At 54.1% G+C, this 15,805-nt stretch carries 13 protein-coding genes; 10 read left to right on the top strand and 3 right to left on the bottom strand.

All coding sequences use genetic code 11. The annotated features are described in order from the left end of the window. Positions 1-3 precede the first annotated feature (3 nt). Entirely contained in the window at positions 4-1,194 is a 1,191-nt protein-coding gene (locus tag PS2015_RS10545; protein ID WP_058022207.1) for a CaiB/BaiF CoA transferase family protein, read from the top strand. Here the strand turns inward: PS2015_RS10545 and PS2015_RS10540 are convergent. Then, on the bottom strand, positions 1,181-2,626 hold the full coding sequence (locus PS2015_RS10540; protein ID WP_058022206.1) for an energy transducer TonB: 1,446 nt from the start codon (positions 2,624-2,626) through the stop codon (positions 1,181-1,183). The two genes, PS2015_RS10545 and PS2015_RS10540, sit on opposite strands and share 14 nt — an antisense overlap. Before the next feature lie 333 nt (positions 2,627-2,959). Here PS2015_RS10540 and PS2015_RS10535 point away from each other — a divergent pair, with 333 nt between their 5' ends. From PS2015_RS10535 to PS2015_RS10510, 6 genes are all read left to right on the top strand, one after another. After that, the gene (locus PS2015_RS10535; RefSeq protein ID WP_058022205.1) at positions 2,960-4,180 is read left to right on the top strand and encodes an aspartate aminotransferase family protein; all 1,221 of its coding nucleotides are present in this window, start codon (positions 2,960-2,962) and stop codon (positions 4,178-4,180) included. 30 nt (positions 4,181-4,210) lie between these two features. Beyond that, entirely contained in the window at positions 4,211-5,227 is a 1,017-nt protein-coding gene (gene curA / locus PS2015_RS10530) for an NADPH-dependent curcumin/dihydrocurcumin reductase (RefSeq protein WP_058022204.1), read from the top strand. Next, positions 5,220-6,059, top strand: coding sequence for an SDR family oxidoreductase (locus PS2015_RS10525; protein ID WP_211271210.1), 840 nt, complete (start codon positions 5,220-5,222; stop codon positions 6,057-6,059). The genes curA and PS2015_RS10525 overlap by 8 nt, the downstream gene beginning before the upstream one ends. Positions 6,060-6,182: 123 nt before the next feature. Next, positions 6,183-6,947, top strand: a complete 765-nt coding sequence (locus PS2015_RS10520) for an SDR family NAD(P)-dependent oxidoreductase (RefSeq protein WP_058022203.1) — start codon at positions 6,183-6,185, stop codon at positions 6,945-6,947. Between the two features lie 75 nt (positions 6,948-7,022). Next, entirely contained in the window at positions 7,023-8,237 is a 1,215-nt protein-coding gene (locus PS2015_RS10515; RefSeq protein WP_058022202.1) for an acyl-CoA dehydrogenase family protein, read from the top strand. 103 nt (positions 8,238-8,340) lie between these two features. Further along, on the top strand, positions 8,341-9,600 hold the full coding sequence (locus PS2015_RS10510; RefSeq protein WP_058022201.1) for an NAD(P)/FAD-dependent oxidoreductase: 1,260 nt from the start codon (positions 8,341-8,343) through the stop codon (positions 9,598-9,600). Here the strand turns inward: PS2015_RS10510 and PS2015_RS10505 are convergent, their stop codons facing one another. After that, positions 9,601-10,698 carry a winged helix-turn-helix domain-containing protein gene (locus tag PS2015_RS10505; RefSeq protein ID WP_257721203.1) on the bottom strand — a complete coding sequence of 366 codons (1,098 nt, stop codon included), beginning with the start codon at positions 10,696-10,698 and terminating at the stop codon, positions 9,601-9,603. A 215-nt stretch (positions 10,699-10,913) separates the two neighbouring features. On the opposite strand from PS2015_RS10505, the gene PS2015_RS10500 reads away from it, so the two are divergent. The 3 genes from PS2015_RS10500 (at position 10,914) to nfsA (ending at position 14,510) form a co-directional block, all read left to right on the top strand. Then, positions 10,914-12,338, top strand: coding sequence for a Do family serine endopeptidase (locus PS2015_RS10500; RefSeq protein ID WP_082628234.1), 1,425 nt, complete (start codon positions 10,914-10,916; stop codon positions 12,336-12,338). A 169-nt stretch (positions 12,339-12,507) separates the two neighbouring features. Then, complete coding sequence (locus PS2015_RS10495; RefSeq protein ID WP_169792302.1) at positions 12,508-13,776, top strand: serine hydrolase domain-containing protein; 1,269 nt, start codon at positions 12,508-12,510, stop codon at positions 13,774-13,776. After that, positions 13,773-14,510 carry an oxygen-insensitive NADPH nitroreductase gene (gene nfsA, locus PS2015_RS10490; protein WP_058022197.1) on the top strand — a complete coding sequence of 246 codons (738 nt, stop codon included), beginning with the start codon at positions 13,773-13,775 and terminating at the stop codon, positions 14,508-14,510. The genes PS2015_RS10495 and nfsA overlap by 4 nt, the downstream gene beginning before the upstream one ends. 22 nt (positions 14,511-14,532) lie before the next feature. Here the strand turns inward: nfsA and PS2015_RS10485 are convergent, their stop codons facing one another. Beyond that, the gene (locus PS2015_RS10485; RefSeq protein WP_058022196.1) at positions 14,533-15,717 is read right to left on the bottom strand and encodes a CaiB/BaiF CoA transferase family protein; all 1,185 of its coding nucleotides are present in this window, start codon (positions 15,715-15,717) and stop codon (positions 14,533-14,535) included. Between the last annotated feature and the right edge of the window lie 88 nt (positions 15,718-15,805).

Raw genomic sequence — 15,805 nt, 5'->3', positions numbered from 1 at the left:
GATATGAACACTGGTGCTCTGGCCGGACTTAAAGTTGTTGATTTGACACGTGTGCTCGGAGGCCCGTATTGCACCCAGGTGTTGGCTGATCATGGCGCCCGGGTTATCAAGATCGAACCGCCACAGGGTGATGAAGTCAGGGACTGGGGCCCCCCGTTTCATGGAGATGATGCAGCTTATTTTATCGGCGTGAACCGCAATAAAGAAGCCATGGCACTGGATCTGACTCAGCAGGCGGGCAGAGATGTATTGCTGCAGTTGTTGGCAAACGCTGATGTGCTGATCGAGAACTACAAACCCGGCACCATGGAAAAGTGGGGGCTGGGGTATCACGAGGTTTTGTCTGCACAATTCCCTCGCCTGATTCATTGTCGAATCAGTGGCTTTGGCAGCGACGGACCTCTGGGTGGTGCGCCGGGTTATGATGCGATTGTGCAGGCCATGGCCGGGTGGTTCAGTGTTAATGGTGTTCAGGGCGGAGAGCCGACGCGACTGGGTGTTGCCATGGTAGATATGGGAACGGGACTTTATTCTGCCGTTGCCATCCTGATGGCCGCGCTGGAGCGCCAACACTCAGGCTTGGGCCAGTATATCGATATGACACTGTTTGATTGTGCTGTTTCGCTGATGCACCCGCATGTTGTTAACTTTAATATGTCAGGAGACATTCCGGTGCCGACCGGAAATGCTCATCCCAATATCAGCCCATACGAAACCTTCAGAACGCGCACTGTGGATATTTTTATTGGCGCCGGTAATAACCGGGCATTTGAGAAACTTTGCCAGTTTATCGAAGCGCCCGAGCTGTTGGATGATGCCCGTTTTGTCAGCAATGCGAGCAGAGTGGCAAACCGTGCCGTACTCAAAGTCGAGCTGGAAAGCCGACTGATTCGCCTGGATGGTGCCGAACTTGCCGAGCAGCTGCTGGCGGCGGGTTTGCCTTCGGGGCCTATATACAATACCGCTCAGGTTGTAGCACATGCTCATACGCGGCACCGCAAAATGATCGTCGAGAAAGACTGGTACAAAATGACTGGCATTCCCATCAAGTTCTCAAGAACTCCTGGCTCTGTCAGGACATTGCCGCCCGTTTTCAGTGAACACAGTCAGAAAATTCTTAAGGACGCCGGCTTCAGTGAGGAACAAGTACAGAATTTGATTGATGCTGGCATTGTGCCGCTCAGTCGGCGTTAAGGCTGATCATGGTGATGCGGACGTTCTGCTGACGCTTGCTACGGCCATTCTCCAACGCTGGTCGAAACTGCATTTGTTGCAAGGCGTCGCGTCCCCGGATGCGAACGCTGACCGTATCCGGTTCAGCGCTGGTCGACTGAATACGGCTGGCCTGCCCATTGACACCGACTGTAAAGCTGACCTGAACCCGGACGCCCTCCAGAGTGCTATTGCTGCGCGTTTGTTCCAGATTATGATAGATCAAGCCGGGAGAGCGGTCTTCCGTGACAAGCACCTCCGGCAACTCTATGGTGCCATCAGCGAGCTGCGTACATGGCGGATTATCAAAACCCAGACGAGTTGTCAGTGATGGCATGGGCAGCAGCATGGGGCAGGCGAAAAAGGCGTTTAATTGACTTTCGGTAATGCCGGCTTCGAGAAATAGTTGCCATGCTTCATCGTAATGACTGCCGGCACTGCCAATATTGCTGGAGCCGCGGGTAGGGCCGCTGTTGCCCAGAGGGCGAAGCTCATATTGCTGTCGCAGCAGCACGGAATCGCCCAGATAGATCTCCATCGTTGCCTGGGTCAGAGGATCATTGTCCTGACGCCCGGCTATTTCTTTTATCAAACTGTAGTGGCGATTCATCGCCGTCCGGTGAGCCCGTTCTATAACCGAACTGGCGCGGGCACCATAGGCTCTCTCCACATCGCTCACAGAAACCATCTGGCGCGGCGGCGTGAATGCAGAAGTCTGCAGATTCAGTTCATGGTTGATCAGCAGTCGGCTGGTTTCGCCGGGTGTCGCCATGGCCAGTGCGATATACAGCTCAGATTGCGCCAGGTCATATTGAAGCTGGTCCAGTAACTCCTTGTCTGCATCGGTGGCGTTGTCGTCGACCAGCTTATAGCTTTGTGATTCCAGATCTCTCAGACGAAGAAGGTAGCGCCATTCCTCATTGCGGGGGCCCTGTTGCAACAATACCTGAACCCATCCGCTGAGCTGTTTTAATCCATCTACACGTTGTTCCAGATTGCGATCGGATGCCCGTTGCTGGATCCATTCCAGGTGACTCAGGCGATCATAAAGCGAGTCCCACAGTCCTGAGCTGGCCAGCACCTCCAACTGCTTGAGGACGACATCAATCTGAGCTTCGGCATGCAGCCCCTCATGGATCTTGATCAGCTGCTGATGCTGCTCAAGCACCTCGAGCGCTTCGTCGTAGGCGCGGGCATCGATCAACGCCTCTGTCAGTTGTGCATATAGAGGTAGCAGGGCATTGCTGTAAGTGCCCTCCGTTTCCTGGAGGCTCTGCAGCTCTGCCCGCAGCTGATTCAGTTTCTCTACCCGTTCGCTCAATTCCTGGCGATTGTCTTCAGCGGCTTCACCCAGGGTGATACCTGTGCAAAGCGCTGCAATCAGAGCAGCGGATTTCAGTGAGACGTTTCGCATACAGGAACCCTGACAGAGCGATGATCCACTAACTTTACTAAGGCCGGGTATTGACATCAATAGCTTCCATCAAATACATTGCGCAGCTCTCTGATCATTGAATTAAATCAAATGACTCTGTCGATGCCTGCCATCATATCTGCTATCGCAGCTGCAAACGCGGCGCGCTCTGCGCGTGCTGCGGCGCGTGCGCGCGCTTGTGGGTCAGGAGGAACAGGCTGAGTTTCTAAGTAATCAGATTCAGAATTGAAGTCAAAACCTCCGAGCGGCCACCGCCTCCGGAGGTTTTTTTTTGCCATTAAAAAGTGCCATGCGGCAGATGAGGAGCAAACCATGAAAGTGCAGGAGACTGAGGATACATACGGGCTTGCCGTGACCAGGCGGCAACCACTGGTCATTGAACGTGGAGATGGAGTTACGGTATGGGATGAAAAGGGCAACGCTCTGCTTGATTTTTCGTCGGGTTGGGGTGTTGTATGTCTGGGACATAACCATCCGGTCATTCTTGAAGCGCTGACTGATCAGGCCTCCAGGATCATACAAAACCCAAACTCAGGTTTTACCTATTCGCCGGCAAGGGCTGCTCTCATGTCTGCGATGAAGGAGGTGCTGCCCGACGCACTGACAAAAATCTGGTTTGCCAATAGTGGTGCCGAGGCGAATGACGCCGCATTGAAGTTGGCCCGAAAAATCACCGGCCGTGAATCAGTTTTGGCACTTGAGGGTTCTTTTCACGGGCGAACACTGGCAGCGCTGTCGGTGTCCGGCGGGCCGGAGAACCCTGCTCGCTATTTGCCGAGGCTCTCAGGCAATTACTTCATTCCGGCCGACGATACAGAGCCATTGCAATCCGCCATGCAAGTGCCGCTGGCTGCGGTTATTATTGAATTAGTGCAGGGCGAAGGTGGTGTGAGAGCATTGGATCATGACTATCTCAGGTCATTGGAACAGATGTGCAAAAACAACGGTTGCCTGCTGATTGTTGATGAGGTGCAGACCGGTTATTGCAGGACCGGTGAATTTTTTGCCTGTGAGCGTTATGGTCTTGTGCCAGATATGATGACAATGGGGAAGGGGATAGCCGGTGGTCTGCCATTCGCCGCACTGGCGATGCGGGAGGAACATGCAGCACGGGTTGAGCTGGGAGATCATGGTGGTACTTATTGTGGTAATCCTTTGTCCTGCGCCGTTGCTGCAGCAGTAACAGCCTTTCTTAAACAACAGAATATGTCTCAACACGTCAGGCTATTGGGTGCCGAAGCCTTGACTGACCTGCATAAACTGCAACAACAATTTCCTGAACTTGTCGCTGAGGTGCGTGGCATCGGGTTGATGCTGGCGATTGAGTTATCCGATCACGATCTGGTCTGGCCCTTGACCGAGGCCTGTCAACAACAGGGGCTGATTGTGACGCCGACCCGTAACGGCGTCGTGCGCCTATTACCGCCACTGATACTGACCTCGGTCACTTGGCAGCAAGGCGTCGAGCGGCTGCGCGCCGCACTGCAAGCCTTGTGGCAGTCAAAGTGCTGGGCTAGTATGCGGACAGCCTAAAATGCATTAATAAGGACAGGAGCAGTTCAGATGAAAAACAGAAAGATGGTTATGGCGCAGCGGCCAGTGGGTGAACCAACGGATGATTGTTTTCGCCTGGTGGAAGAGGATGTGCCAGAGCTGGCGCCGGGTCAGATATTAATCAAGGTAATCTGGCTGTCTCTGGATCCCTATATGCGCGGTCGTATGAATGACGTCAAATCCTACGCCAAACCGCTTGAGATAGGCGATGTCATGACGGGTGAGTCGGCTGGCATTGTAGTGGAATCCAGATCGGATCGTTTTAAAGCCGGCGATTACGTGACCGCTCACATGGGTTGGCAAACAATGATCGTAGCCGATGACGATGAACCACGGCTGATGAAGGTTGACCTGAAAAACGGCTCCTTGTCAGCACACCTGGGTGTTGTTGGTATGCCGGGCAGAACGGCTTATTTTGGTCTTTCCGAAGTCGGCAAGCCGCAGGCAGGCGAGACGCTGGTCGTGGCAGCAGCTTCCGGCGCGGTTGGCTCGGTAGTGGGTCAGATCGCCAAAATCAAAGGCTTGAAGGTGATCGGTATTGCAGGTGGCGCGGATAAGTGTCGCTATGTCAAAGACGAGCTCGGTTTTGATGAGTGTATTGATTACAAAAATGAAGATCTGCAAGCCCGATTGCGAGAACTCTGCCCGGATGGCATTGATATCTATTTCGAAAACGTGGGTGGTGATGTAACGCGGGCTGTTGCACCACTACTCAATGAGGGCGCCAGAGTGCCAATTTGCGGGTATATCTCCAACTATAACGACACCGATATTACCAAGGCCGAGACACCGTTCCACATTCTGAAAACAGCCCTACATATCCCTGAACATCGATTCTTTGTCGTGACAGAGTGGCAGGACCAGTGGCAGCAGGCAACCGAGCAATTGGGTGAGTGGGTCAATGCCGGCAAGATCAAGTATCGTGAGTCGATTGGTGAAGGGCTGGAAAACGCGCCTGAACTGTTTCGTGGTCTGCTGAAGGGCCGTAACTTTGGCAAGCAACTGGTGAAAATTGCCGATGAATAAGCATGTTGATATATCTCTGACGGTGTCGGCTCTGTTCTCTGTGCAGGGGAAAACAGCCTTGATCACAGGCGGCAGCAGTGGTTTGGGACTGATCATGGCCGAAACGCTGCTGCGCGGCGGTGCCCGAGTCATCATTGCGTCTCGTCGCCAGCAAAAATGTGACGAGGCCATGGAAATACTGTCCCCCCTGGGTGACTGTCTTGCCGTGGCAGCCGATGTCACTCAGCCTGATGGCAGAGCAGTACTGCTGGATGCCGTGCGTGACTTTTTCGCCGACAACGGGCTGAATATTCTGATAAATAATGCCGGTGCAAACTGGGGAGCGCCTATCAGTGATTATCCTGATGAAGCCTTTGATAAGGTGATGCGAACCAATGTCAACGCGGTATTTGCGCTGACCCGGGATGCCTTGCCTCTATTGAGTGCCGGTGACAGTTTTGATCCGGCACGTGTCATCAACATCGGGTCGATGGATGGGCTGCAGGTACCTGTTGTCCAGCGCGTTCCCACATTTGCCTACTCCGCCAGCAAGGCGGCCCTGCATCACTTGACCCGCACCCTGGCGGTCGAACTGGGGCCTCGTCAGATAACCGTCAATGCAATTGCGCCCGGTTTCTTTCAATCTCGCATGAGTGATTTTGTGATGAAAGAATACGGTGACGATATAGCGGCTGACAGCCCAATGCGTCGCGCCGGTATGCCCGAGGAGATTGCCGGTATTCTGCTTTATCTGGTGACTCGTGCCGGGGCATACACCAATGGTGCAGTAATTCCTGTTGATGGTGGTACCCATGTCAGCAAGGGGTGGCGGCCATGGATGGAGGAGCGTTGAGTCTTTACATTCAGGGCTTTCGATTGTTATCTTATAATGCATCGATCAAGTATTCATTAAATTTATAATGCACCATAAGCATGATTCGCCAGAACTTTGCTGCATGGTCGGAAGGGGGATTCCATGAGTCTGTTTGATCTGTCGGGTAAGGTAGCCTTGATTACGGGCTCTACCAAAGGCATTGGCAAGGCCATTGCAGAACGTATGGCCGAGGCGGGCGCCAAGGTGGTGATTTCAAGCCGTAATCAGGATGCCTGTGATGAGGTCGCTGAGGCCATTAAGGCCAATGGTGGTGATGCCATGCCCCTGGCCTGCAATATCAATTACAAGGAGCAGTTGCAGGCGCTGGTGGATAAAACGCTGGCTCACTATGGCAGGATTGATGTGCTGGTCATTAACGCTGCGTTAAACCCGTTCTACGGCAAGTCTCAGGATATTCCCGATGAGGCTTTTGACAAAATCATGAACTCCAATGTGGGCAGCGCTCACCGCCTGTGTCAGATGGTGCTGCCGGGAATGGCGCAGCGCGGCGGCGGAGCGGCAATCATTGTGTCATCAATTGCCGGCATCAAAGGCAGTGATGTGCTGGGCGCTTATGGTATATCCAAGGCTGCCGATATGCAGATGGCACGTAATCTGGCCGTCGAGTGGGGGCCGCAGAATATCAGGGTGAACTGCATAGCGCCGGGATTGATTCGTACCGATTTTGCCCGCGCTCTGTGGGAGAACCCTGAGACTTACAAAAATACGGTTTCCAAGTATCCGCTGCGCCGTATCGGTGAACCTGATGAAATTGCCGGCGCGGCAATTTTTCTGGCTTCTGATGCCGGCAGCTTTACCACAGGTCAAACACTGGTAATTGATGGCGGTGGGACCATAACCGGATGAGCAAAACGTCAGATAATCTGGCAAGCACGATCCGGCAACATCACAACAAAATGCTTTACTAATGAGGAATACAAAATGAATCTGGGACTGTCCGAAGAAATGCAGGAAGTGCGGGAGAAGATCCGCAAATTTGTTGAGGTTGATGTTGCTGCCGTGGAAAAGGAATACCATGCAGAAGTCAGTGTGGGCGATCGTTGGTCACACACGCCGCGCCAGGATGAAATCATGGAAGGCCTGAAGGCCAAGGCACGTGCGCTGGGGCTGTGGAATTTTTTCCTGCCAAAGAGTCAGGGCGGAGCCGGAATCAGCAATCTTGAGTATGCTCATCTGGCTGAAATCATGGGCCGAAGCCGATTGGCATCTGAAGCCTTTAACTGCAGTGCACCCGATACCGGGAATATGGAAGTTCTGGAACGCTATGGTTCTGAAGAGCAGAAAAAAATGTGGCTGGAACCCCTGCTGGAAGGCAAAATTCGATCGGCCTTCGCAATGACAGAGCCGAATGTCGCCTCCTCAGACGCCACAAATATTTCAACAAGCGCTGTGCTGGACGGTGATGAGTGGGTGATCAATGGCGAGAAATTCTATATCTCCGGGGCCGGTGATGCTCGCTGCAAGATCATGATTGTTATGGTGATTACGGATCCGGACGCACCCAAGCACAATCGTCAATCGCAGATACTTGTGCCGATGGATACACCCGGAGTGGAAGTACTGCGACCCATGTGTGTATTCGGGCATGACGATGCGCCACACGGACACATGCATATCAAATTCACCAATGTGCGAGTCCCAAAGGACAATATCATTCTGGGTCGCGGCCGCGGTTTCGAGATTTCTCAAGGTCGCCTGGGGCCAGGTCGCATTCATCACTGTATGCGTTCAATCGGTGCAGCAGAAAAAGCCCTGGAGTTGTTGTGTCAGCGTGCTGTGAGTCGTGAAGCCTTTGGCAAACCGTTGGCAGAGCTGGGTGGAAACTACGATGTGATTGCCGACAGCCGGATCGAAATCGAGATGTGTCGCCTGCTGGTTTTCAAAGCCGCTTATCTGATGGATACCATTGGCAATAAGGCCGCCCGTGATGCCATCTCCCAGATCAAGGTGGCCGTTCCGAATATGGCTTTGCGAGTCATCGACAGAGCCATTCAGGTTCATGGTGCGGCCGGGGTTTCGCAGGACTTCCCGCTGGCAGGTCTGTGGACATCGCAGCGTACTCTGCGCCTGGCCGATGGTCCCGATGAGGTACATCGTCGGGTAGTTGCCCGCAAGGAACTCGCTCAGTATCGCTGATATAGAGGTGTTGCTTGATTGAACAGGGGACGGGTAGCTGGTCCGGTAGCTCAGATCTGACGTATCAGAGATCAATTGTCTGATACCGCCAGGAAGTTCTGAATTGAAAATTGCAATTATTGGCACCGGCATCGCCGGATTGACGGCTGCCTACCGGCTTGCGCCCCGTCACGATATCACTGTTTATGAAGCGGCAGATCGCATTGGTGGCCACACGGCCACCATCGATGTGACGCTGGATGGTAAAGATTTTGCCATCGACACAGGCTTTATCGTTTTTAACGACTGGACCTATCCCAATTTCATCGCCCTGATGAATGAACTTGATGTGGATTGGCGTGACTCGGACATGAGTTTCGGGGTGCAGTGCCAGAGCAGTGGCCTTGAATATGCTGGCGTCAGTGGTCGGCTGGCCATGTACAACAGCCTGTTTGCCCAGCGTCGGCAGCTTGCCTCGCCAACTTTCATCAAAATGTTGCTGCATATCCTGGCCTTTAACAAGCAGGCCATTGCGGATGTTGAGGCGGACAGCATTCCTGATGAAACGCTGCAGGCGTATCTGCACCGTCATCGCCTCTCCAGTGCCTTTGCTGATTATTATCTGGTGCCGATGACCTCGGCCATCTGGTCTACATCTTTTAATGACATGCTGGATTTTCCAGTGCGCTTTATGCTGCCGTTCATGTACCGGCATGGGCTGTTGAATGTGCACCATCGCCCCCGCTGGCGAACGTTGAGCGGGGGTTCGCGTGCCTATCTTGAGCCGATGAGCCGAAGCTTTTCTGATCGCATCCGCTTATCGACACCTGTTGAAAGCATTTGTCGTCAAGCAGGTCATGTGACTGTGTCATCGAACCGGGGCGAGGAGCAGTACGACCATGTTGTGCTCGCTTGTCACAGTGATCAGAGCCTGTCTATGTTAAGCGATCCGACGGCGGCTGAAACAGACCTGCTGTCAGCCATCAACTATCAGGCTAACGATGTTGTGCTGCACACGGATACCCGAGTAATGCCTGACAATCGACGTGCCTGGGCCAGTTGGAACTATTATCTGCCGATTGAGCGCGGCGGCCTGCCCCGGGTGACTTATGATATGAACCGGCTGATGGGTATTGAGTCACCTCATCGTTTTCTGGTCAGTCTGAATGATACGGACCGAATAGTGCCGGAGCGTATTCTGGGGAGCTTCGAGTATGCACATCCGGTATTCACCCGCGCCGGAGCGGACGCTCAAGCTCGATGGTCGACGATCAATGTTGATCGCACCTGGTATTGCGGGGCCTGGTGGGGGAAGGGTTTTCACGAGGATGGCGTTGTCAGTGCACTCCGGGTGGTTGATGCGATCGGTCAACTAACCAGCTGATCAGGTCAGATTGCCACTGGGTGCAGTGTGGTTGTCGACTTTAGGTGCACCTGGTTTCCTGTACAGTTCATGCAGTGCCAGAGTGTTGATGTCAAGCAGCATCAATCTCTGGCTTGCCGTATCGCCTTTCTCCAGTATTTTGCTGCTGACGGTAAACATCACGCCATCACCCAGCGGTGACCATTGCACTGAAGTAATGGTTTCATCGGTTGTAAATGCCGTCCATGGTTCGGCCTCGGCAAATGCCGGTCGCAGCTTCAGACTGTAATAATCATCCTGCTGCTCTACATAAGCCATGATATGGCGTTCGGGCGACAGAACCGCCAGCGTCGGAATTTCGATTGCCGGTGCAGCAAGGTACTTGTCTGACGACGTTTCATTCCACAGCAGCGGAGAGAGACGGACGCCCATTGCGTCCAGGCCAGCAGATGTCTTGTGTGCCTGTGTGTAAGGTGATTGAAGCACCCTGTCAAACAGGCCATCGGCCGCCAATTGCTGATTGTCGCCATTTGGCGAGGATGTGGTCGTCAGCCAGCCAGGCAGTGCAGCCAGTCCAGCCACCATGAGTGCTGGCAATGCAAATGCGGGCCACCACTGATGCCACCAATGCCGTCGAGGCGGTTCACTGGCTTCGCTGGTGTGATGGCTACGTTCTACAGTCTCGCTCGCCACGCCGTTATCGGGACAGCTCTGAGCAACAGCAATCAGCGAGTATCCGCGCTTGGGTATGGTTTTTATCTCAACACTGTGATCCGGTGTATAACGCAGTGCTTTGCGCAGATCCGAGACCGCTCGGGTCAGCGAGTTCTCGTTCACAATCACACGCGGCCAAAGATAACTGATCAGCTCATCCCGGCTGATTACCCTGTTGGATTGCTCCGCAAGCCGACACAGCAGTTTCATCAAACGCGGCTCCAGGCTTCTGGAGCACAGAGGTGACCGGGTCGTGTCAGTATGGCTGTACAAACTGACCTGATGCTGGGCTGGCTCAACCAGCCAGTCGTTCAACCAGAATCCGGTCGAGGCTGATTCGTACAGGCCCCGTTCAGGCTGAGGTGAACCTCGATGTTCGCAACTTGTGTGTGTGATCTCGGACATGCTGTTCATAGTCAGTTAGGCCACAACGCCGGTTAAAGGTTCCATACGGGCTTATATGTATCATACATAAGCACTTATTGTCCTTTTTCAAGGGGCTGAAAGTGCCATCTTCAGCTTTTCTGGATGTTTTCTTCGCCTGAATTTCAGGTTTTGAGTGCTCAGAGTCGTCAGCATGACTGCCAATCGTATCGTCATGAAGTCAGGAGAAGATGATGATGAGCAGACCAGCAACTTTCGCAATTCACAACAAAGTGGTTCTCGATCAAGTGGCTCTCAGTAAAGTGAAGGCGCGTTATCTGGCAGCGGGTGTGCTGCTGGGGCTGAGCTTGCTGGGCGGCATGGCAGCCAAAGCAGAAACATTTCCGTCTGGCACGCAGCTCAGAGAGGTTCAGCCGCTGCCATCCTTGGCCCCGATGTTGGAGCAGGTGACTCCGGCGGTGGTCAATATAGCTGTAGTCAAGTCACAGCGTATGCCAGATGCTTTGCGCTTTTTCGGACAACCAGGTGAACCGCCTGTGCGACGCTCACGCGGTGCCGGTTCGGGCGTGGTGGTGGATGCAGAAGAGGGTTTAATTATCACCAACCACCACGTCGTCAGCGATGCTGACTCGATATCTGTGGCACTGGCTGACGGACGTGTTTTTCAGGCAGAAATGCTGGGCAGTGATGAACGGACCGACATAGCACTGCTGCAAATAGACGCGGAGAATCTGACCGCCATCGCTTTTGCTAATGCAGCTGAATGGCGGGTTGGTGACTATGTGGTGGCAATCGGCAATCCGTTTGGCATAGGTCAGACCGTGACCTCGGGCATCATCAGTGCCCTGGGACGCGCCGGTATCAACAACGAAAACTACGAAGACTTTATTCAGACCGACGCGGCTATCAATGTCGGCAACTCTGGTGGTGCATTGGTTGACCTGAATGGTGAGCTGGTAGGCATCAATACGGCCATTATTTCCGGCTCCGGTACCAGTTCTGGTGTGGGTTTCGCCGTTCCGGTGGATATGGTCAACACGGTGATGGAGCACCTGTTGCGCGATGGTGAGGTGCGAAGGGGTCAGCTGGGCGTAATTATCCGCGACCATACGCCAGCGCTGGAGCAAGGATTGCAGCTTGGAGCTGACAGTGGTGCCCTGATTACCCAAGTGGCGCCGGATTCGGCCGCCGAACGGGCGGGTTTGCAGGTGTCTGATCTGGTCGTTGCAGTTGACGGTCAGGCTATTGAAAGCAGCCGCGATCTGCGCAATATCGTCGGGCTTGCCGGTGTAGGTCGGGAGCTGACGCTTAGCATTTATCGTGATGGTCGCCGTCAGGAGGTTGAGGCGTTTATTGCAGGCGATGCAATGTCTGTCGGCGGAGCCACCAATGATGCCGACCGGGATTCCCGTCGAGCAGATGACAATCGCTTCTTTGGTGCTTTGCTGGATACCAGCGGTGGTCGACTGCAGGTCAGCAACATCGATCAGCGCAGTCCGGCCTGGGCCGCAGGCCTGCGCCCGGGTGACACTATAGTCGCGTTTAATCGCCGTGAAGTGGCTTCTCTGGCCGAATTGAACGAACTGATCAACGAGCAGCCCAGCGTCATGGCTTTGACTGTGCAGCGTGATGATCAGCGCCTGCTGCTCATTATGCCGTAATCCCCGCAAGGGTATGCTGCGCCGGGCACGCACTATACCGACAATCGCTCTCTGCCCGTTTGGCCGGTTGGTGTATCGCACATCAGTCGGCCTTTTTTTCAGGCTTGCAATATCTGCTGAGCATGTTATTTTCCCTGCTATTCGAATTATGCCTTCAGGGTCTGCCATTTTGTTGTTTCCAGCACTGTTGGGTCAGTTTTTGCGTCGTAATTTCAGTGCCGGAGCATCACCAGCGCCAGCCCTGGCGGGATTGTCGCTGATAGCCCTGCTGCCTGCACTGGCCACCGCTGAACCCGCTCCATTGCCAGCCAGTTATACCGGGCCGATCTTCGAACAGCATTCACCGGACCAATTGCCCCAACCGGCAGCCTACAATGATATCGTTGATTTCAGCCCCTACACCCTCTGGCTGAAAGGCGAAGTCGATGAATTGAAAATTCCCGGCATTGCTGTTGCCATCGTCACGTCCAAAGGTATTGTCGATATTCAGACCTGGGGTGTACGCAGCGTCTCTGAGGGTGGTTCTGTGAACGATGATACGGTATTCCGTATCGCCTCGGTTTCCAAGACCTTCGCTGGAACTGTCGCGTCACAGCTCGTCAATCACAATATTTTCACCTGGGACGACCCCATTAACGGCATTCTGCCTCAGTACGCAATTGGTACTGACCCGTCGACTCAGCAGATGACACTCCGCCACGTGCTCAGCCACACCACCGGGTTGATGCCACATGCCTTCTCCAACATGCTGGATGCTGGTGTGGCGTATCAGAAAATTCAGGAAAAATTTCACGAGATACCCACGGTTTGTCCGCCAGGGCAGTGCTATGGCTATCAGAATGTAGTCTTCTCGCTGGTAGCTGATGTCGTTGAAGCGAGTTTGCAGACCAGTTATGACGATTTTGTCGAAGAGAATATATTTGCGCCACTGGGAATGAACGATGCCTCAATGGGATATGACGGCTTTGTTAATAATCCCAATGCCAGCGCGCCCCATCAGTTCGGACGGGGTAACTGGCGGGTCAGCTCTGTCAATCCGGCTTACTACACGGCGGGCCCTGCGGCGGGTGTCAATGCCACTATTCTGGATATGAGTCGATGGGCGCAGGCCAACCTGGGCGCATTTCCAGAGGTGCTGTCTCCGGATCTGCTGGCTATGCAGCATACGCCGATTGTTGAAACCCCAAGAGGTAACTACTTTAATCGTTGGCCCAGGGTTCAAAAAGCCTGGTATGGATTAGGGTGGCGGGTAATGGACTACGACGGCGTGCGCATAGTACACCACGGCGGTGGCGTCCGGGGTTACCGCTCAGAAATGGTGCTGGTGCCGCAATATGATCTTGGACTGGTTGTGCTGTTTAACGCAGAAACGCCGCTGGCCAATGATGTGGTACCGAAATTTCTTGATAACCTTCTGGCCTCAGTGAGTCACCCATGAATGAAACTTTGACTCTGTTGCATGCCCATCGCAGCATCAGAAAATTTACCGATCAGGCTCTTGCCGATGGACAGCTTGAACGCATCATCGGTGCGGGACAGTGCGCAGCCACTTCCAGCTTTCTGCAGGGCGCAACAATTATCCGGGTGAGCAAGCCGGAAAGCCGGCAAAAACTGGCCACTTATGCTGGTAATCAGCCTTATGTGGCGAATGCTGCCGAATTTCTGGTGTTCTGTGCCGATCTTCGCCGCGCGGGTAATTGCTGCGAGCAGTATGAAAAACCGTTCTCCGGGGACTATACGGAACACTTTATTATCGCGACGGTTGATGCGGCATTGCTGGCGCAGAATATTGTGGTGGCTGCGGAGTCGGAAGGTCTGGGTATTTGTTACATTGGCGGCCTGCGAAATAACCCGCGAGAGGTTTCGGATCTGTTGCAGTTACCTCAGGGGGTCTATCCGGTGTTCGGCTTATGTCTGGGATATCCGGATCAGAATCCTGAAGTTAAACCCCGTCTGCCTCTGGAAGTCATCCTGAAGCAGGAAACGTATAACGATGAGGGTGATGCGGCACTCATCGAGTCCTACGACGAAAAGATACGTGAATACTACCGGACTCGCACTGGTGGTGGACACGGCATCTGCTGGAGCGAACAGGTGGCCAGCCTGCTCAGCGAAAAAGCCCGTCCGCACATGCGGGGTTTTCTGGCTGAGCAGGGATTCCACTTCAAATAACGATCCCTGAGGGTCAGTCAGTTCAGATCACACGCTTCTGTTTCAGTTCTGCGATATCCGCCTCACTGTAACCCAGTGATTGCATGATGCTTACCGTGTGTTCACCGAGTGTGGGCGCGCGTTTTTCAACCGCCGGGGGTGTGGCCGACAGGCTGAAGGGGGTCACCATGACCGGTGCCGGTTGGGCCGCTCCAGGGTACGCCAGCGGTTTCAGCATCTGACGCGCCGCGACATGCGGATCATCCAGCACCTGCTGAGGCGACATGATCGGTCCCGCCGGGATGCGGGCCGCTTCCATCTCGGCCAGTACCTGCGCGGAGCTACGTTCAGCGCACCACTTTGCCAATCTCGCGCTGATGATTTCGCCATTTTCACCACGATTGATGTCATCTTTAAAACGCGGATCTTCCAGCCACTGCGGTTCGCCCATGAGGTTTACCCAGCGCTCGAACAGTGGGCCGCCAACAGATTGCACCAGTACCCAGCCATCCCGGGTCTTGAAAGTATCCGCCGGACCGGAGGTCTGTGAGCGGTTCAGGGTGGCTACCCGGTTGCGGTTGATCATGGCCTGCTCAATCAGGGTGCCGTTCATCATGGTCAGCGCGGTGTTAAACAGGGATGCTTCAACGACCTGGCCGCGGCCGGTCTTCTGACGTTCCAACAGCGCCGCCATGGTGCCAACAGCACTGAGACTGGCCGTGCCGAAATCGATGAATGGTGCATAGGATTTAACGGGTTGCTCCGGTGTGCCGGACATGTACATGGCACCGGACATGGCCTGTCCCAGACCGTCAAAACCGGTTCGGTTACTGTAGGGGCCACCGGTGCCGAAAGCAGAGATCATGGTCAGAATAATATCGGGTTTAACCGCGCGCAGACTGTCGTAATCCAGTCCCATTGCGCTTAAGGTATCGGGTGGCAGGTTGGCGACCACAACGTCGGCGGTGGCCACCAGTTTCCTGACAATTTCGCGGCCTTCCGGTTTCATCGGGTTCAGCGTCATGCCCAGCTTGTTGCGACCCATTTGCATAAACAGAGCGCCGTCGCCTGATTCGCTGACGGGGGACAGGAATCGATCCTCACTGCCGTCAACTTTTTCAATACGGATAACTTCGGCACCCATGTCACTTAACAAACTCGCGCAAAACGGCCCGGCGATGTAACGTCCGAAATCAAGAACCCTGATACCTTCCAATACCTTGCTCATAAATCAGCCTTCGATGTGTGTAATCAATTCCGGCCCGATTCTATCACAGGCATTTCATCGCCGGGGGGCATGCCTGGCGTCCAGCATG

The organism is Pseudohongiella spirulinae (genome assembly GCF_001444425.1).
GTDB lineage: Bacteria > Pseudomonadota > Gammaproteobacteria > Pseudomonadales > Pseudohongiellaceae > Pseudohongiella > Pseudohongiella spirulinae.
Note: the sequence above shows the minus strand (reverse complement) of the source record. Positions and strands in the feature narration are given on the sequence as shown.